This is a genomic window from Aliarcobacter butzleri, assembly GCF_900187115.1.
GTDB classification, from domain to species: Bacteria; Campylobacterota; Campylobacteria; order Campylobacterales; family Arcobacteraceae; genus Aliarcobacter; species Aliarcobacter butzleri.
The window spans coordinates 1,499,940-1,519,590 of the sequence record NZ_LT906455.1; the positions used below are offsets into that span (position 1 = coordinate 1,499,940).

Annotated in this window: 19 protein-coding genes; 4 read left to right on the forward strand and 15 right to left on the reverse strand. The window is 27.9% G+C overall.

Annotated elements, in window-relative coordinates:
• Window positions 1–39: 39 nt before the first annotated feature.
• From CKV87_RS07455 to CKV87_RS07500, 10 genes are all read right to left on the reverse strand, one after another.
• Window positions 40–1,305 carry a Y-family DNA polymerase gene (locus CKV87_RS07455; protein ID WP_012013140.1) on the reverse strand — a complete coding sequence of 422 codons (1,266 nt, stop codon included), beginning with the start codon at window positions 1,303–1,305 and terminating at the stop codon, window positions 40–42.
• A 74-nt stretch (window positions 1,306–1,379) separates the two neighbouring features.
• Entirely contained in the window at window positions 1,380–2,615 is a 1,236-nt protein-coding gene (locus CKV87_RS07460; protein WP_012013141.1) for a molybdopterin molybdotransferase MoeA, read from the reverse strand.
• Between the two features lie 9 nt (window positions 2,616–2,624).
• The gene (locus CKV87_RS07465; RefSeq protein ID WP_012013142.1) at window positions 2,625–3,608 is read right to left on the reverse strand and encodes a cysteine desulfurase; all 984 of its coding nucleotides are present in this window, start codon (window positions 3,606–3,608) and stop codon (window positions 2,625–2,627) included.
• Window positions 3,601–4,434 (reverse strand): formate dehydrogenase accessory sulfurtransferase FdhD, encoded by an 834-nt coding sequence (fdhD, locus tag CKV87_RS07470; RefSeq protein ID WP_012013143.1) that lies wholly within the window; start codon window positions 4,432–4,434, stop codon window positions 3,601–3,603. The genes CKV87_RS07465 and fdhD overlap by 8 nt, the downstream gene beginning before the upstream one ends.
• Window positions 4,431–5,390, reverse strand: a complete 960-nt coding sequence (locus CKV87_RS07475; protein ID WP_012013144.1) for a cytochrome b/b6 domain-containing protein — start codon at window positions 5,388–5,390, stop codon at window positions 4,431–4,433. Before CKV87_RS07475 ends, fdhD begins: the two co-directional genes overlap by 4 nt.
• 8 nt (window positions 5,391–5,398) lie before the next feature.
• Window positions 5,399–5,992, reverse strand: coding sequence for a formate dehydrogenase FDH3 subunit beta (gene fdh3B, locus CKV87_RS07480; protein ID WP_004511367.1), 594 nt, complete (start codon window positions 5,990–5,992; stop codon window positions 5,399–5,401).
• A 10-nt stretch (window positions 5,993–6,002) separates the two neighbouring features.
• The gene (locus tag CKV87_RS07485) at window positions 6,003–8,804 is read right to left on the reverse strand and encodes a molybdopterin-dependent oxidoreductase (RefSeq protein ID WP_012013145.1); all 2,802 of its coding nucleotides are present in this window, start codon (window positions 8,802–8,804) and stop codon (window positions 6,003–6,005) included.
• Window positions 8,805–8,829: 25 nt separating this feature from the next.
• Window positions 8,830–9,054, reverse strand: a complete 225-nt coding sequence (locus CKV87_RS07490; RefSeq protein ID WP_004509731.1) for a twin-arginine translocation signal domain-containing protein — start codon at window positions 9,052–9,054, stop codon at window positions 8,830–8,832.
• Window positions 9,055–9,136: 82 nt separating this feature from the next.
• Window positions 9,137–9,748: a TorD/DmsD family molecular chaperone gene (locus tag CKV87_RS07495; RefSeq protein WP_004509732.1), complete on the reverse strand. Its 612-nt coding sequence runs from the start codon at window positions 9,746–9,748 to the stop codon at window positions 9,137–9,139.
• Window positions 9,741–11,414: a 4Fe-4S binding protein gene (locus CKV87_RS07500; RefSeq protein ID WP_012013146.1), complete on the reverse strand. Its 1,674-nt coding sequence runs from the start codon at window positions 11,412–11,414 to the stop codon at window positions 9,741–9,743. Before CKV87_RS07500 ends, CKV87_RS07495 begins: the two co-directional genes overlap by 8 nt.
• Before the next feature lie 146 nt (window positions 11,415–11,560).
• Between CKV87_RS07500 and CKV87_RS07505 the strand changes: the two genes are divergently transcribed.
• From CKV87_RS07505 to CKV87_RS07520, 4 genes are read left to right on the forward strand one after another with little or no spacing between them, the layout of a single operon-like run.
• Window positions 11,561–12,715, forward strand: coding sequence for an ABC transporter substrate-binding protein (locus CKV87_RS07505; protein ID WP_012013147.1), 1,155 nt, complete (start codon window positions 11,561–11,563; stop codon window positions 12,713–12,715).
• Window positions 12,712–14,283: a sensor histidine kinase gene (locus CKV87_RS07510; RefSeq protein WP_012013148.1), complete on the forward strand. Its 1,572-nt coding sequence runs from the start codon at window positions 12,712–12,714 to the stop codon at window positions 14,281–14,283. The genes CKV87_RS07505 and CKV87_RS07510 overlap by 4 nt, the downstream gene beginning before the upstream one ends.
• Window positions 14,284–14,290: 7 nt before the next feature.
• Window positions 14,291–14,950: a response regulator transcription factor gene (locus CKV87_RS07515; protein ID WP_004509737.1), complete on the forward strand. Its 660-nt coding sequence runs from the start codon at window positions 14,291–14,293 to the stop codon at window positions 14,948–14,950.
• Window positions 14,943–16,196: an NRAMP family divalent metal transporter gene (locus CKV87_RS07520; protein ID WP_012013149.1), complete on the forward strand. Its 1,254-nt coding sequence runs from the start codon at window positions 14,943–14,945 to the stop codon at window positions 16,194–16,196. The genes CKV87_RS07515 and CKV87_RS07520 overlap by 8 nt, the downstream gene beginning before the upstream one ends.
• Here CKV87_RS07520 and CKV87_RS07525 read toward each other — a convergent pair whose 3' ends face one another.
• From CKV87_RS07525 to fdh3B (CKV87_RS07545), 5 genes are all read right to left on the reverse strand, one after another.
• Window positions 16,197–16,478, reverse strand: a complete 282-nt coding sequence (locus tag CKV87_RS07525) for a heavy-metal-associated domain-containing protein (protein ID WP_004509739.1) — start codon at window positions 16,476–16,478, stop codon at window positions 16,197–16,199. It lies immediately after the preceding gene.
• Window positions 16,479–16,481: 3 nt separating this feature from the next.
• Window positions 16,482–16,808 carry a mercuric transporter MerT family protein gene (locus tag CKV87_RS07530; protein WP_012013150.1) on the reverse strand — a complete coding sequence of 109 codons (327 nt, stop codon included), beginning with the start codon at window positions 16,806–16,808 and terminating at the stop codon, window positions 16,482–16,484.
• Window positions 16,805–17,899: a transglutaminase domain-containing protein gene (locus CKV87_RS07535; RefSeq protein WP_012013151.1), complete on the reverse strand. Its 1,095-nt coding sequence runs from the start codon at window positions 17,897–17,899 to the stop codon at window positions 16,805–16,807. The genes CKV87_RS07530 and CKV87_RS07535 overlap by 4 nt, the downstream gene beginning before the upstream one ends.
• 203 nt (window positions 17,900–18,102) lie before the next feature.
• Window positions 18,103–19,047: a cytochrome b/b6 domain-containing protein gene (locus tag CKV87_RS07540; protein ID WP_012013152.1), complete on the reverse strand. Its 945-nt coding sequence runs from the start codon at window positions 19,045–19,047 to the stop codon at window positions 18,103–18,105.
• An 8-nt stretch (window positions 19,048–19,055) separates the two neighbouring features.
• Entirely contained in the window at window positions 19,056–19,649 is a 594-nt protein-coding gene (gene fdh3B, locus CKV87_RS07545) for a formate dehydrogenase FDH3 subunit beta (RefSeq protein ID WP_004511367.1), read from the reverse strand.
• Window positions 19,650–19,651 lie beyond the last annotated feature (2 nt).

Below are 19,651 nucleotides of genomic sequence, written 5' to 3' on the forward strand. Positions count from 1 at the left end.
TCTTTTGACTATTTTAACGATTAGATATTTTATTTATTTTTAGATTTCAAAAGCACTTTTTACTATATCAACTCCGTATTTAAGCCTAAGTTTTTGCATCTGATTTGTCAAAGCTTGTTTTTTTATCTCTTCTTCGTAGTCAAAAAGATTGGCTGTAAAATCATTTGATTTTGCAAAATTAAAAACTGTAATATATAATTGGATTACTCCATGAGTTTTATGGCTATCAACGACTTCAAAAAGTTTTATCATCTCAGCTTTAAAATCAACTTCATTAAACAGTCTATTTACATTTATATAATCTCTTACTTTTATTCCGTATTCGTATCTTATAAGTATCGAATAAGAAAGAGGATTTACTTTTTCTTTTTTTATAATAAAAGATAAATATCTACTTAAAATCATAACTCTTCTTCTAACTTCGTTTCTATCAAAAACAACATCAAAACTTCGCCCTATTCCTAAAGATTTTCTCTCTCTTTGAATAGTTAATTTATTATCTCTTATTCCACAAACACGATTATATAAATCTATACCACTTTTTTGCCAAGAGTAAAAAAGCTTTTGATTTTTTCTTATATCGCCTAAAGTATTTATATTATAACCTTTGAGTTTTTCACAAAGAGCTTTTCCTATTCCTGAAAAGTTTTCTATTGGAATATCTTTTGTAAATTCTGGCATATCTTGACTACTTACATATTTTATTCCATTTGGTTTTGCATACTCTGTCATAAGTTTAGATAGATATTTTGTAGAAGCAATACCAATTGAAATAGGTAAATCCAACTCATCTAATATTTTTTTCTTCAAAAAATGTGCAAACTCCAAAATCTCATCTTCTTTTATATATCCACTAACATCACAAAAAAATTCATCTATTGAATATTGTTCTATCAAAGGTACTTCTTTTTCTAATAAATCTTTTAATTTATTAGATAATTCATCGTACAAAGAGTAGTTTGGAGGTATCATTTTGAGTTTTGGGCAAAGTCTTAAAGCCTCATTTACGCTCATTGCAGTTTTTACACCAAACTTTCTAGCTTCATAAGAACAAGTTGTGATGATACCTCTTATTCGACCATTTTCATCTATAAAATACTCTTTAAAACTTTTATGTGTGTCGTTTGATAATATTTTACTTGAAAAAGCTGCTCTATTTGTAGCGATAGTTCTTTGTACTTTTTTACTTGAAAATATATCGTTGCTACTTCTTCCTCCAACAGCAACGGGAATATCAAGTAAACTTTTATTCAAAGTCCTCTCTGCAGAAACAAAAAAACAATCAATATCTAAATGTATAAACATAAGGATATTATATAGTTTTTAAAAAAGTGAGTAAAAATTTATTTCAATTTGTAATATTTTTAGATATTTAAAACTTAGTTTAAAATATCTACTTTTTTATCAAGGAATCTTCCGTTAAACTCTATTATTTTAACTTCTTGATTTTCCAAAATTTCAGAATCATTTCCACTACTTACTAAAATAGCACTACTTGAAGCTAAAACAGTTATCATTCCTGAACCATATTTATTCTCTTTTGTTACTAAAAACTCACCAGCTTCAATAGAGCCTAAAACTGCTTCAACTCTTCCTTGTTTTGTTTTAAATTTTGCTTTATTTGAAGCTTTTATATAGTTATGATAAATAGCAGTTTCACCTTGAAGTTTTTTTAGCATTGGATATACAAATAAATATGTATTTAGTGAAGCTGCTATTGGATTACCAGGAAGACAAATAACTAAAGTTTCATTCATAACTCCTGTCATCATAGCTCGACCTGGTTTTATATTTACTCCATGATACGCTACTTCTAAACCATTGCTTAAAAAAGCTTGTGCCATAAAATCTGCATCTCCCATAGAAATACCACCAGTTGTTATAACAACATCATAACTTTTTAGATTTTTTATAAAATTAGTCGATTTTTCTAAATTATCAGGAATAACTCCACAATAAGTTGCTTCAAAACCCTTTTCTTTTAATAAAGATACTATCAAAGAAGAGTTACAGTTATAAATCTCATCACTACTTGCTTCTTGCCAAGGTTCTTTTAGTTCATTTCCTGTTGAAAGAACAGTTATTGAGATTTTTTTATAAACTTCAACTACAACTATTCCTTGTGAAGCTAAGATTGCTATTTTTGAAGCAGTTAAAATTTCACCTTTTTTTAAGATGATTTCTCCAACTTTTTGCTCTTCACCTTCAAGTCTTAAGTTTGAACCTTTTTTCAAATTTTCTGGTATTTTTACACTATTTTCTGTAACATCAAAACAATTTTCAATAGGAATAATAGTATCAACATCATTTGGAACTTTCGCTCCTGTCATTATCTTATAACACTCATTTTGACTTAAAGAGGCTTCTACTTTATCTCCTGCAAAAATAGTTTGATTTATTTTTAAAGTTTTTCCAGCATCGCTAAATTTTATAGCAAAACCATCCATTGCAGAGTTATTAAAAGCTGGAAGATTTTTTTTACAAATAACATCTTGACTTAAAACTCTTCCCAAAGCTTCGTTTATAAAAATATTTTCTGTTGTTATTTTAGGAGTTACTATTTCTAAACTTTTTTCAAATGCCACTTCAAAATCTAAATAGTTCAATTTTTTCATAATAAATCCTTAGTCTAAAACTCTTATTTGTTTATATTTTTGCTCTATTTTATCAACTATTTTCAAAATAGTTTCTTCATCAAAATCTTGTAAAAAATTTAAAGAGATTGCATTTCTACTTGTAGTTTCATCATATCCCATAGCTTGGATAATTCTTGAAGGTTTTGAAAGTCCTAAACTACAACCTTCACCATTTGATAAAAAGATATTATCAAAAGCTAAAGTTCGTATAATCTCTCTTGCTTTTATATTTTTTAGTGCAAAATGAAGTGTATATGGAAGTGTTTTTTTATTATCAACAAAAAAGTAGATATTATCTTTTAGTTTTTCTTTTAATTTTTCTAAAAATTTCTCTTTTACTTCGTAATTGAACTTTTGATTTTCTAAAGCTTCAAAACAACATTTAACAGCAAGGGTGTCAATAAAAGCCATATTTAAAAGTTCAAAAATATTTTCATCATTAAAAAGAATTACTCCACTCAAACTATAACCACAAAGCTTATAATTATCAAAATATACAATATCACTTAAACTATCGATTTTTGCACTTCCACTTGAAATGATTTTTGCATTTGTGAAATTTTTTACATCATCTAAAGATATTTCAAAAAAAGTATCCATAACATAAGAAGATAAAAATAAAAAATCTATATCTTTATCTTTTAACTCTTGATAATTTACACTTCCATCTTTATTTAAACCTATCCAAGTTAATTCAAATCCTAAACTTTCATATAGTTTTGCTCCTTGAATTAAAGCTTCGCACTCGCCAAAACTTACTGCAATTTTTCCTTTTAATTCTAAAAAAAGTCCTAAAAAACCCTCTTTTGAAAATGAAAAAGTTTTTATTTTTGAAAAACCAAATTTTTCTTTATATTTTTTGCATAAATCATCAAAAGTAAAATTACTAACCAAACTATCTAAAGAGTAGTTTTGGTCTTCTAAAAAATCAAGTTTTATTGGGTTATATTGCAAATTATTCAATTTAATCAATTTTTACTCTTCCACTATGTGTATATACATTCATCCTATGTTCTCTTGCAAAACCTATAAGAGTAACTCCATGTTCATTTGCAGCTTTTATACCTTCGAAAGTAACAGCAGCTTTTGATACAACTATTGGAATTTTATGCATTACACATTTTACAACCATCTCATTTGACAATCTTCCAGTTACATACAAAATAGATTCTTTTAAATTTTTTCTTTGTAAAGTTACAAGACCAATAACTTTATCAATAGCATTGTGTCGTCCTATATCTTCTGCTTCAAAAAAAGTTCCATCTTTTAAAACAATTCGTGCTTTATGCACACAACCTGTATCATCAAAAAGCTTTGAAGATTTGTTAAACTCACTCATGTAACTCAAAATTTCACTTGATTTTAAGCTATATTGCGTTGATATAAATGCACAATCAAAAGTTTTTTCAGCATTTCCTGTAACACCAACACAACAACCAGAAGTTAAAGTTTTTTGTTTAAATAGATTTTCATAAGCTATGTTTGAGATGTCTGCTTCTACAAAAACACTCAAACCATCTTCACTTATTTTTAGTGATTTTATATCATCTAAAGTAGAAATAACTGCTTCACTAAGTAAAAATCCTACAATATGAGCATCTTGATACTCTTTTATTGACATTACTGATATTAGTTTTTCACCATTTAAATAAAAATCTATCTTCTCATCTTTTATAACATAATCTTCAAAACTCTCAAAATTATCTTTATAGAACTTATCTACAATTATTTTTTTTGTATTAATCTTATGAGTTGTTGAAAAAGAGCAGAGGTTTTCACCTCTTGAAAAAGTTGTCATTTAACTTTTCCTTCTCTTTTTTCAATGTCACTTAAGACATCAGGAGCTAATTGTTCTAAATACTCTCTTGGATATTTTCCTGTAATTAATCCTTTTAAATTACCTTTTACAGCAATTAAAGCTGAATACACAAAATCCATCAAGAAAAACATTATTAAAACACTTGACCCAAAATGAACATAAAGCAATGCTCTTTTAAATTGAATATAATGAGCATGAGTAAAAGCATCTGGATGCAAATACCAAATAGTTGCTCCACTTGTCAACAATCCTGCTCCCATTGCAACAAACACGATAAAGATTATTCTTTTCATTGGTTTATATTTCCCTGGAAGAACAAGTTTATTAATCAAGCTATTTTTTGACAATAGTTTTATATCTTTAAAAGCAATAATAGTCATTAGTAACCAAATTGGAAACCAAATTAATCCTGTAACTTCATGAGTTCCTCTTAAGATAAATGGAATATATCCTCCACCACTTCTTAAACTCCAAGTTATATTAAATCCAGTGATTATTAGTACAATAATTATAAATACATTCAACCAAATTATTGATCTATGAAATAGCGAAAATACTTCAACTTCATCATTTGGTCTTGTAATTACTGCACTTTTTCTTCCATAAAATGCGTACATAAAACAAAAAATTGCAATTTCACCAACAAAAACCCACCAAATAAAAAGTTGTCTTTCATTACTAGCTCTTATTATTTCAGGTGCTATTGCTTCATAGTTTGGTCCAAAAGCTGTATTTACCATTGCTTTATAACCTGAATCAGCAGGAGTTAGAACTCCATCCAAGTTTCCACCAGTTAAGACATGAATTGTATATTTTATTAGATATTCCCAATCCATAATCATCAAGAATTTAACAAATACAAATCCTACTAATGATAGCCCTAAAAGAGTAAAGATATATGCTTTATTTCTTTGAAAAAATGAGCTATTTTCCATATTATTTCCTACCATCCATAAGAATCAGTTGCAATACCTTTTCCTTTATGTGTTGCTCTATATGTTTTAATTAAAGCAACTTCATTGGCATCTCCAACAAGTAACGCTTTAGTTGAACACATTGAAGCACACATAGGAACTTTACCTTCACTAATTCTATTTTGTCCATATTTATGGAACTCTTCAGGAGAATTCGTCTCTTCTGGACCTCCTGCACACATTGTACATTTATCCATTTTCCCTTTTGTTCCAAATGCACCATTCTTTGGAAATTGTGGTGCACCAAAAGGACAAGCAAACAGACAATATCCGCAACCTATACACTTATCTTTATCATGTAAAACTATACCATCTGTTCTTATATAAAAACAATCTGTTGGACAAACTTGTTGACAAGGTGCATCTGCACAATGCATACAAGCCATTGATAAAGAAAACTCTTTACCAACTACTCCTTCATTTACAGTAATTACTTTTCTTCTATTAACTCCAACTGGTATCTCATGTGCCTCTTTACAAGCAACTACACAACCATTACAATCAATACAAAGGTTTTCATCACAATAAAATTTCATTCTTGAAAAATCTACATTATTACTCATGATTACTCTCCTATGCTCTTTCTATTCTTACAAGCGAACATTTTGTCTCAGGACAAGCTGTTTGCTGATCAAATCCATAACTTGTAACTTGTGTCGAATTTTCACCAAGTCCGTAAGGTGCTGTTTGAGCTGGATATCTATTTACTAAACTTTCACCACTCCAAATTCCTGAGAAATTTTGAGGTAAAAATACAGAATGTTCATCCACTCTTAAACTATGCTTACACTTAATTTTTATTTTTCCACCACCAGTTCCATAAACCCACATCATATCATTATCATTTAGTCCAAGCTTACCTGCTAATGTTGGATGTAATTCTCCATACATTTCACCTGAAAGTTCAGATAAATATTTAGATGCTCTTGTTTCTGTTCCTGTTCCCATATGTTCAACAATTCTTCCCGAAACAATATTGATTGGATAATCTTTCGTCCAATCTTGTTGCATTTGTTCACTTTCATATCTAACATTAACCCTAAAGTGATTAACTTTATCTTTAACAGCTGGATATTTTGCAACTAAATCTGGTCTAAATGAATGCAATGGTTCCCTATGTTTAGGAATTGGGTCTGTGAATGATGGAACAATTGTCATAGCTTTTGCATTTCCATAAGGACAAAGTCCAGCTGCAAGTGCATATTTTACTAAAATTCCACTATCATCATTTTTCCAATTTTTACCTTCAACAAGAACTTTCTCTTCAGCAGTTAAAGTAACTCCTGCAAGTGCTTCTATATTAGCTCCTGTAATCTCTGCATAACCACCATTAATTTTCGAACCTTTTGGTGCACTTCCTTCAACTGCAAGTAAACTTACACCATTTTTTTCTAAACCAAAGTTTGCTCTAAATCCCATACCACCTTGAGATACAGGTAAACTTGTATTATATAAAACAGGACTTCCTGGATGTGTTTCATCCCAACAAGGCCATGGTAATCCATAATACTCTTTTTCAACTACGCCTCTTCCTTTTAATGAAGAAGAGTTAAATAAGTGCCAATTCTCTTGCTGTTTTTTTAATCTTTCAGCAGTAACACCTTTCATTCCAATAGTTTTTAAAGCTCTTGCAATCTCATTTGTTGCATCTTCTGGCCAAGTAAAGTTATCACCTTTTCCCATACCTGCAATAAACTCATTATAAAATCCCATTCTTTTTGCAAAATCAAACAAAATTTCATGGTCAGTTCTTGATTCATAAAGTGGTTCTACAACTTTACTTCTCCACTGAGCACTTCTTCCTGTATTTACAACTGTTCCTGAAGTTTCAACTTGTGAAGCAGCAGGTAATAAAAATAAATTATCATTTCTTGTTGTAATAACAGCAGCATCATTCACATAAGGATCAATAAATACAACTAAATCAAGTTTATCTAAAGCCTCTTTTGTTTTATGAACCTGAGTAACTGTCGAAATACCATTTCCAATTACAACCAATGCTTTTAATGGAGTTTCACCATTATGCTTATTATTTTCTGCTTCAAGAACATTATGAATCCATAAAGATAAAGTATTACCTTTTGCTTCCATTAGCTCTTTTGATTTAAATCTTCCTTTTAGCCACTCATAATCTACTTTCCACTGTTTTGCAAAGTATTTCCATGAACCCTCAGCTAAACCATAATACCCTGGTAGTGTATCAGATAGACATCCAATATCTGTCGAACCTTGAACATTATCATGTCCTCTTAAGATATTACATCCACCACCTGGTTTTCCAACATTTCCTAAAATTAGTTGCATGATTGAACCAAGTCTTGTATTAGACGAACCAATTGAGTGTTGCGTCCAACCTTGATTCCAGATTAAACATCCAGGATCAGCAGCAGCATACATAGTTGCAGCTTGAATTAATAGATCTTTTGGAAGTCCAGTAATATCTTCAACATGCTCAGGCGTATACTCTTCACACTCTTTAAATATCTCTTCTACTCCATAAACTCTATCGTTTAAAAACTTCTCATCATACCACTTATTTTCTCTTATAAGTCTAATTACCCCATATAAAAAAGCAATATCCGTTCCAGTTCTAATTCTACAATATAAATCTGCTTTAGCAGCAGTTTTTGTAAATCTAGGGTCAACAACTATGATTTTTGCACCATTTTGTTCTTTCCCTTTTAATATATGTTGCATCGCAACTGGATGGTTATCAGCAGGATTTGAACCAATTATTATAATTGCCTTAGAATTATGCATATCACCTAAATGATTTGTCATAGCCCCATATCCAAATGTATTTGCCACACCGGCAACTGTTGGACTATGTCAAATTCTAGCTTGGTGATCTATATTATTTGTTCCAAACATTGAAACAAATTTTCTAATATAATATCCTTGTTCATTACTTACTTTTGCTGATCCTAAAAACATAACTGAATCTGGACCAAATTTCTCTCTTAATTCCACTAATTTTGCCGTGATTTTACTCATAGCATCATCCCATGAAATTCTATTCCATTTTCCAGCTACTTTTTCTATTGGATACTGTAATCTGTTTGTTGCTCTAATTTTATCAATCATATCTGCACCTTTACAACAGTGCCCTCCATGACTAATTGGGTGATCTTGAGCTACTTCTTGTCTTACCCATACACCATTATGAACTTCTGCAATTACTCCACAACCAACTGAACAATGCGTACAGATAGTTTTTATCAATTTTGAACCAGGAAAAGGATTTTTAATCTCTTCTTCTGTTGCATCTCTTAAAACTTTCTCTGTATTAGCAAAGGCAGATGTAGCTGTAACAGCTGTTGCAAGTGAAGCCATCTTTAAAAAACTTCTTCTACCAAAGTTAGATAAAGCTCCCATTGTTTCCTCCCTTATTTAATTTTTATTATTTTGCAGCATCATAAAAAGTATTCCACTGCGGTGTTTTTTTGTAAAGAATCTCTCGTTTTGTAGATGTTCCAACAACAACTCCGTTACCAACATTGCTTCCTGCACCTCTTGCTTTATTTTCACTTGTTGCTGCCGTTGCAACAACAGATCCTGCTAAAACAGAAGCTGCTATCGAAGCTCTTTTGATAAAGTTACGTCTATCGTTTAACTTATCACTCATGATAACTCTCCTCTTTTTTATATTTGGGTAAAAGCCCCTCTAAAAACTCTACTAAGTTTTTAGAGCAACTTTTTTAGGTCTTTTATTTATTTATTTTAGAAACTTCTAAATAACTTCTTTCAAAAGCACAGAAATTTCCTAAAATCAAACCTACATTTGAATAAATTGGACTTTTACAAGCCATTAATTTATAAAATAACTCATCACAATACATATTTGTTACTTCTTTAAATAGTTCTTTTTGCAAATTCTCTTTTATTGTTCCATCTATTTGTTGTTCAATCAAATAAGAACTTAAAGTAAAAATGAATCCAAAATGATCTTCTGGTGCTTTAAAAGATTTTTCATCTCTTCTAATTTTTGTTTTAGCTAAAACTTCTTTCACTTTTAGTTGCATTACACCACCTTCTCTTTCCTCGTGGTACCAAGAACTACTCAAAGATATAAATTCACCAAAAGGTATTAAAAAGAGATTTTGATAATCTAAATATAACTTATCATCACCATTTTTTTCTAAATAATCCAAAATTTCATTACAAGCAAAACTAACACCTTCATCAAAAGAGTTACTTGCAAGAGTTTTTAAACCATTTTTTATCTCTAAAGAGTTGTTTTTTGCGTACTCTTCAACAAATAAAAGTGATAAAAGATTGTATATAAATCCTCTCGCTCTATCTATTTCAACACTATGCATCTAATAATCCTTCTTTTATCATAAGTTTTGCTTTACAATCTTCACAGCAATATAAAGTTCGTTTTTTTGTTTCACTTGATTTTGCAAAAATTGGCGCCATCATAGAAGCAATTTTTTCAATAGCTTTTGTTGTAGCAAACTCTTTACCACATTCAACACAGGCAAATAATTTGTCTTTTGCTAATATATTTTCTTTAAACCAAGAAGGTTGTAGTTCTATCTCATCCTTTGTTATAGTTAAACAGTCAGCTTCAGGACATGATACTTCACAATAACCACATGCTGTACATAAAGATGGATTTATTCTTAATGTAAAATCAGCTTCATTTGCAAATAGTGCATCAACATTACAAGCACCTACACAAGATAAACAAAGTGTACAATTTGCCTCATTTACTAAAACTCTTCCATAATGTATATTCTCACCTGTTTTTACAATACCTAAATTATCATTTCCTACAATTTTTTGTAATCTTTGAGAAAAAATCTCTCTTTTTTTAAGTTCAGTTTGATTGAAATTAAAATATGAATCTTCAATAAAAGAGATTTGATTTAAAGTACCACTTAATTCTATTTCATTTTCAACTAATAAAATCGCTTTTTTTTGATATTTTTTTTCATAAATTTCATTTAAAATTCTTATTGCATCACTTGTACCTTTAGATATATTTTCACTAAAGTATACAATTTGAGAACCAGAAACTTGAAGAAGTGTCAATAAAGTAGCTTCATCTAAAATATCTCCATCAATAATTAAAGGAAATACATCTTCTTTTAGAGGAACCATCAAATTTTCTACATCAATATTTGAAGAGATTACAAAAGGATGTCTAGTTTTATAAAATTGGCTAAGTTCAAACAACGAATCTCTTGATGTTGCAGCACTATCTAAAGAACCACTTGGACAAATACTTACACACTCTCCACATGAATTACAGTCAACATTTGAAAAAACTAAACTTTTTGTAGTTTCATCTTTTGTTATTGCCATTGTAGGACAAACTTCAACACATGAAGAACAAGTTTCACCTAATTTTCTTTCGTGATATTGACAAATATTTGGATTGTATGTTGTAAATTTTTTGTAAGAAAAACTATTAATATTGTTTTTTAAAGTTTGAATCAAATCATCTGTTTCAATTAAACTTCCATCATAAATACCTGTTCTTTTTTTGTTTTGTTTTTCATTAAACCAAACAATCTGAGAGACATTTAAAACAACCTCTTTATCATTACTCATAACTGTAACAGCAAAGTTTCCAATAGTTCCTTCTATTGATTTTAAAACCAATTCATCAACTTTAAAAAGTTCAAAATCGCCATTTTGTAAATTTGATACAAAACCTTCATATTCTTCATTTGTTGAAGAAATAATAAGTAAAGAGTTAGAAATTTCTATTGTTTGAGGAATATCTTGAGAAAAATCATATTTTATTGCTGCAATTTCATAAAGTTCCAAAACATTTTTAATTTTTTTAGATAAATCATCTTGTGAGTTTTTGATATAAAAATCAATTTCTAAAGCACTTAATTCACTATTTATATCTTTTGAGTTTGAAATTAAAAAGTTTTTATTTTTTGTATCTTCGATATTTGTAGTAACAAATATTTTTTCACTTACAGGAAAGTCTAGTCCTGAAGCATTGTAGTATATAAACTCTTGCATAAACTATGCCCTTTATTTTTTAGTAAAAAATATTTTACCATAATTTTATTGATCTGAGATTAAAGAAAGCTTAATTTTCTTTAAATAATTCCCACAAAATAGCGCTATATAGATAAAGTTAGAACGTTTTTAGATATAATAATAAGATGTATAAACTAATCAAAAAATCATTTATTTTTATTTTTATTTTTATGTTTGCTTATTTACTTTTAAAAGATGAAACTTTTGACGAAAAAACTTTAGTTATTGGTTCATCTATTCCATATAGTGGAAGTATAGATTTATGGGGAGAAGCCGTAAATAATGGAGTAAATAGCTACTTTAATTATGCAAATGAATTTAATTTATTAAAAGATAAAAAAATAAAATTTTTGGCTTATGATGATAAGTATGAACCTGAATTAACTTATGAAAATATAGAAAAGCTTATACATAAAAATAACGTATTTGCTCTTTTTGGTTTTGTAGGAACTCCAACGATAAAAAGAGTTTTACCCGTTATTTATGATGAAAATATTCCTTTTTTTGCGCCATTTTCAGGTGCTAGTTTTTTAAGAAATAATAGTGATAATATTATAAATTTTAGAAGTTCATATAAAGAAGAGATAGAGAATTTAGTAAATTATCTTGAAAGTCAAAATAAACTAGAAAGAGTTGCAATTTTTTATCAAAATGACATTTATGGAGAGGAAAATTATATCTCTTTGAAAAATGCTTTAAAAGAAAAAAATAGACAATTATTTGCAGAAGGTTCTTACAATAGAAATACCTTATCTATTTCTCATGCTTTTAATGAAATTAAAGATGTTAAACCACAAGTTATTTTCATAAGTGGTGCATATAAAGCAAATTCGCTATTTATACAAAAAGCAAAAGAAGATGAAGAATTAAAAGATGTGATATTTTGTAATATCTCATTTGGTGATGCAAATTCTATGGTAAAAGAGTTAAAAAATCTAAATACAGATACAAAAAATATAATTTTTTCACAAGTCGTTCCAAACTATGAAAATCAAAATCTAAAAATTGTAAATGAATATCAAATGGTAATGAAAAAATATTTTAGTGATAAACCTTTAGGATTTTTATCTTTTGAAGCATTTTTATCTTCAAAAGTTTTGGTAAATGCAATTTCAAGAATTGATGGAAAAATTACAAGAGATAAACTAATATTTGCTTTAAAAACAACTCCAAGTGATTTATTAGAAGGAATTCATTTGGAATATAAAAATTCACAATTATTAAATCAAACTTATTTATTCAAGTATGAAAATGAGCATTTTATTGAGTTAGAAAGATGAAAAACTTTTTTAATAAACTTCTTTTATATTTTGATAATTTAAAATTCAATTATAAAACATCTTTTTTAATTTTTATTATTGCTGGTGGAATGATTTGTATAATTATTCTATCTCAAATATCTATTTTTACTTTAAAACATGACTTTGATATTTTATTTGATAAAAGAACAAAAACTCTAATCCAACTTGAGCGAATAAAAGACTCTTATAAAGTAAATATTCAAGATACATTAATTGATTTTGAAAAAAAAAGAGTTGATTATGAACAATCTTTAGATGTACTAAATATCGCTTTAGAAATTATTGATAAAAACTGGTATTTTTATAATATTCAAACAAATTTAGAGAATAAAAAGTTTTTAATAACATTAATAAAAAATTTTGTAAAAGAAGATAACTCTTATGAAAATTTCTCTTTAAAAAACTCAATTATTGAGAATATTAATATAAAAAAAGAGTCTATAAAAGAACAAATAAATAATTTAAAAACAACAAATGATAGTAGCTATTTTATGAATCTAAATTTTGAAATAAATGCAATTTCTACATATTTAACTTCACTTATAAACTATGATTTACAAGTTACAATAAATGAAAAAAGAAACACAGATAATGTTTTTAATACTATTATTGTTTTTTCAATAATTTCTATTTTTATAGTATTTTTATTTTCAGTTATTTTATCTTTACTTATTACAGACCACTTCAAAAAACTTCATAACTCGCAAGAACAAAAAGTAAATGAAAAAACAAAAGAGCTAAAAAAACTAAATAATAATCTTGAAGAAAGAATTTCAAAAGAGGTTGCACTAAATAGGAAAAAAGATATTATTATGTTCCAACAAGCAAGATTTGCTTCTTTAGGAGAAATGCTAAATAATATTGCTCACCAATGGAGACAACCTCTTGGTTCTATCACAATGATAATCCAAAGTTTTCAAACAAAAATGCACCTAGGAAAATTAACTTTAGACTTTGTTGATGATAAAGTAAATGATGCACTATTTTTAGCAAATAATATGTCAAATACTCTTGATGATTTCAAAAACTTTTTTTCTCCAAATAAAACAAAAAGTGAATTTTTTATAAAAAATTGTCTCGAACACTCAGTTGAATTATCAAAATACTTTTTAAATAAAGAGCATATTCATGTAATTTTAAAAGTAAAAAAAGATGTAAAATTAAACAGTTATTATAATGAACTTTCTCATGTTTTTTTAAATATTATTTCAAATTCAAAGGACGCTTTAATAAGTAATGTTGATAAAAATGATAGAATTATAAAAATTGTTGTAAATAGTAGAAAGAATCATCTTTTTGTAAATATTATAGATAATGGAGGAGGTATTCCTCTTGAAATTTTACCAAAAATCTTCGAACCATACTACACTACAAAATATAAAAGTGCAGGAACAGGAATTGGACTTTATATGTCAAAACAAATAATTGAAAAACATATAAATGGTGAAATAACTTGTAGAAATATTTTACATAAAATAAAAGATGATAGAGTTTTTAATTGTTCTTCTTTTACAATAAAAATCCCCCTATATGAGAATGAGGTTTAAATAAAAGATGATAGATAATAATTTACATATTTTAAAGAATATTAATATTTTATATCTTGAAGATGATGAGAGTTTGTTAAAACATACAACTGATGTTTTAGAAGATTTTGTAAATAACATTTATGCTGTTAAAACTTCAGTTGAAGCTTATGAAGTTTTACTCAAACATAAAATTGATGTAATAATCTGTGATATTTTACTCAAAGATGAAAATGGTATCAATTTTTTAAAATATATCAAAAGCAAAAATATTTTTATTCCAACTATTTTAACAACAGCACATACAGACACACACTATTTACTTGAAGCAATAAAACTAAAAGTTGAAAATTACATAATAAAACCAATAAATCTAAAAGAACTTTTAAAAAGTTTATATGATGTTATTCTTCCAAAACTACAAGAAAAAGAGTTGAAAAAAAATGATAATGTAATAAGAACAATTTCTGCAATAACTGATAGTAAACAAGTTGAAATTGTAAAATATATATTTAATAACTTAGACAATGAAAATCTTTTTGTTGCTTCATACTCAGATATTATGGACAAATTTTCTATCTCAAAACCAACTTTAATAAAACTGTTCAAAGATTTAGCAGAAAAAAACATCCTTGTTAAAATCCAACACAAAACTTACAAATTTAATGAAGAGAGTTTAAATGACTAATAAATTAAAAAATATTTATAAAATATTTGGACCAGGAATTTTGATGGCAACTGCTGCTATTGGAGGTTCACATTTAGTCTCTTCAACACAATCAGGGGCTTTGTATGGTTGGAGTTTAGCTATTTTTATACTTTTAGTAAATCTTTTTAAATACCCATTCTTTTTATCAAATGTTCAATATACAATGGCAACAAAAAAGAGTTTAATAGAAGGATATGCTACATTAGGAAATAGTTGGCTTTGGTTGTTTACAGTTTTAGCAATAATTGCAGCTGTTGTAAATACTGCTGCTGTATCAATGTTCGCTGCAAGTTTACTTGGTTATTTTATTCCTATAAAACTTACTATCAATCTGCTTAGTTTTATTATTATTTTTGGATGTTTACTTATTCTTATTGCAGGGAAATATCATCTTTTAAATAATGTATCAAAGATTATTATGATAACACTAAGTATTTCTACAATATTGGCTGTAATTATGGCAGCTACAAAAGAAGTTAGTGTTGTTGAAGATTTTATCTCTCCATCACCTTGGACTTTAGCTAGTTTAGGATTTATAGTTATTTTAACAGGTTGGATGCCAGCACCAATAGAAATATCAAGTATTGGTTCTCTTTGGTTAAAAAGCCAAATGAAACAAGAGAGTATTAACTCTAAAAATGCTTTAATGGACTTCAATGTAGGATATATATCAACAGCTATTTTAGCTGTGTTCTTTTTAGCTCTTGGTGCTTTAGTTTTACATGGAAGTGCTTATGAATTTAAAGATGGTATAGCATTTTCTCATCAACTTGTATCTATGTACACATCTGTAATAGGTGATTGGTCAAGACTTCTAATAGCTTTTATTGCCTTTGCTTGTATGTTTGGAACATCTATTACTGTTATTGATGGTTATGGAAGAGCTATTGCAGAGGCTTTTTCATTAATAAAACACAATAAATCAGCAAATAACAAAAGTGTAGCTATATGGACGATAGTTATAAGTATTTTAGGTTTTTTAATAATTGTCTATTTTACAAGTTCTATGAGAGCGATGCTTGATTTTGCAATGATTTTATCTTTTACAACAACACCAATTTTTGCACTTTTAAATTATAAGCTAGTAAAAAGTACAAAACTTCCTGCTGATTTAAGAAATGGTAAATTCTTAGAAACTTTATCTATTTTAGGACTTATCTTTTTATTTGGATTTTTACTTTTATTTATCGTTTATAGATGGTTTCCTACTCTTTTAGGAATATAATTATTCTTCATATTTAGAAGTAGTTAATTCAACTGCTTCATATGAAGTTGTTTTAACTGCTTTTAAAATATCTTCTATTTTCACTTTTTCTTCATCATAAACAACTGTTACTTCTTTTGTATTTAATCTAGCACTTACTTTTTTTATCCCATCAATTTCATTAATAGCTTTTTTTATTGCTGTTGTACAAAGAGGACAGTGCATTCCTTCAACTTTAAAAACAGTAATTTTTGATGCAAATGATAAGTTAAAAATCATAAAAAGAAGAACTATTATTTTCATAAACTACTCCATAAAAAGTGGTATTAATTCAGGATAAAAAAGTAATAAAAGTATCAAAATAAAAAATATAGTAAAAAGAAAATATTGTTTTATTTTTTCTTTTTTATTACAGCTACAAGATATTTTTTTTCTAAAAGTATAAATTGTAAATATAAAAAAAATTATAGCTAAAATAGCAAGAGGAACTCTTGTATATTCTAAAGTTGTAAAAAAACTAAGAACTCCACTTGATACTCCAAAAAATAGAAAAATAAATGCAGGTAGACAACATAAAGTTGATAAAAGAGCAGTAAAAACTGCCCCAATTATCGCAAAATTAGATTTTTTCATAAAACTTCTTGAGATTTATAATTATAAACAAAAGTTTTTGGTGCATAATAATCTTTTACATCTTCACCAACTTCTGCATAAGGATAACCTAACATATTTAATGGATATTGTGTTGGTTTTGGCTCTAAAACAAAATCTCTTGCACTGTTAAATGCAACCCAATTCATTTCCCAAGAACCAAAGAAATATTTTTTTACATCTTGTAATTTTTTATCATCATTTGATAGTTTTTCTGCAAGTTTTACTTTTGCAACATCAGCAGGATCACAAGGAACCCAACCAAGTCCATCTATATAAAACTCTGCTCTACAATGTTGAGCACCTGTAACATCAGCAAAACCTTTTTCATCAGCTTTACCACAAGCATTTGAGATTTTTGATTGCCCTGCTCTTATTCCAAAAGTTTCTCTAGCTGGAATTTTTGCATTTCTAAGTAAACAAACAAAAACTGAACTTATATCAGTACATTTTCCACCATATATTTTTTCTTCAATAGATTTTTTTGCATCACCAACACCACAACCAATTACACTCTCATCTCTATACATAGTTGTAGTTGTCCACTCATAAATTGCTTTAGCTTTTTCTAGTGGAGTTTTAGCACCTTTTGTAATCTCTTCTACATATTTTGTTAAACCTGCAGTTACAGGAATATGCTCTGTTCCTTTTAAATACTCTTTTATATCAAAAGGATAATTTATATTTGATGTCGCTTTTGAAAAATCAGTTGTTCTTTCTTGCATAACAACATCAAAAGTAACTTCTAATTGTGATTTAATATCTGATTTATCCCACTTTACATATAAAACTCTTGTATCATAAGGATTTTTTACAACTTTTGCTTCAGTAAAGTTTCCTTTATAAGCAAAATCTACAACTTTTTGATAACTATCATCTTTTGGAAGTGGTATCCATAATTGAGTTATCTCTTTACTTGGTTCAAACTCATAACTATTTTTTAATGAGAATTTTCTAGGATTTTTTGTAATTCCAAATGGATTTTTTTCTTCATTTGCAAAAATAAAATTTGGAGATAAAATAGCAATACTCGAAACTGTAGCACTTGTTTTTAAGAATGTTCTTCTTTTCATAATATCATCTTTGTGTATTGTTTCGTTCTTTTAAGATATAAAAAGAGTCCAAAACTCTTTTTATGCCAAACCATAACCTATGGTCTATGAACTAATTAAGAATTGATAATATAAAACTTTTCATAAGTAAAAACTTAAAAGGTAAAATATTTTTTACTTTAAGAGACTAAGACTTTAGTCATAGTTTCTTAAAGAAGAATTTTTTATTTTTTTTCAATATCACTTAAGATATCAGGAGCTAATTGTTCTAAATACTCTCTTGGATATTTTCCTGTAATTAATCCTTTTAAATTACCTTTTACAGCAACCAAAGCTGAATACACAAAATCCATCAAGAAAAACATTATTAAAACACTTGACCCAAAATGAACATAAAGCAATGCTCTTTTAAATTGAATATAATGAGCATGAGTAAAAGCATCTGGATGCAAATACCAAATAGTTGCTCCACTTGTCAACAATCCTGCTCCCATTGCAACAAACACGATAAAGATTATTCTTTTCATTGGTTTATATTTCCCTGGAAGAACAAGTTTATTAATCAAGCTATTTTTTGACAATAGTTTTATATCTTTAAAAGCAATAATAGTCATTAGTAACCAAATTGGAAACCAAATTAATCCTGTAACTTCATGAGTTCCTCTTAAGATAAATGGAATATATCCTCCACCACTTCTTAAACTCCAAGTTATATTAAATCCAGTGATTATTAGTACAATAATTATAAATACATTCAACCAAATTATTGATCTATGAAATAGCGAAAATACTTCAACTTCATCATTTGGTCTTGTAATTACTGCACTTTTTCTTCCATAAAATGCGTACATAAAACAAAAAATTGCAATTTCACCAACAAAAACCCACCAAATAAAAAGTTGTCTTTCATTACTAGCTCTTATTATTTCAGGTGCTATTGCTTCATAGTTTGGTCCAAAAGCTGTATTTACCATTGCTTTATAACCTGAATCAGCAGGAGTTAGAACTCCATCCAAGTTTCCACCAGTTAAGACATGAATTGTATATTTTATTAGATATTCCCAATCCATAATCATCAAGAATTTAACAAATACAAATCCTACTAATGATAGCCCTAAAAGAGTAAAGATATATGCTTTATTTCTTTGAAAAAATGAGCTATTTTCCATATTATTTCCTACCATCCATAAGAATCAGTTGCAATACCTTTTCCTTTATGTGTTGCTCTATATGTTTTAATTAAAGCAACTTCATTGGCATCTCCAACAAGTAACGCTTTAGTTGAACACATTGAAGCACACATAGGAACTTTACCTTCACTAATTCTATTTTGTCCATATTTATGGAACTCTTCAGGAGAATTCGTCTCTTCTGGACCTCCTGCACACATTGTACATTTATCCATTTTCCCTTTTGTTCCAAATGCACCATTCTTTGGAAATTGTGGTGCACCAAAAGGACAAGCAAACAGACAATATCCGCAACCTATACACTTATCTTTATCATGTAAAACTATACCATCTGTTCTTATATAAAAACAATCTGTTGGACAAACTTGTTGACAAGGTGCATCTGCACAATGCATACAAGCCATTGATAAAGAAAACTCTTTACCAACTACTCCTTCATTTACAGTAATTACTTTTCTTCTATTAACTCCAACTGGTATCTCATGTGCCTCTTTACAAGCAACTACACAACCATTACAATCAATACAAAGGTTTTCATCACAATAAAATTTCATTCTTGAAAAATCTACATTATTACTCATGA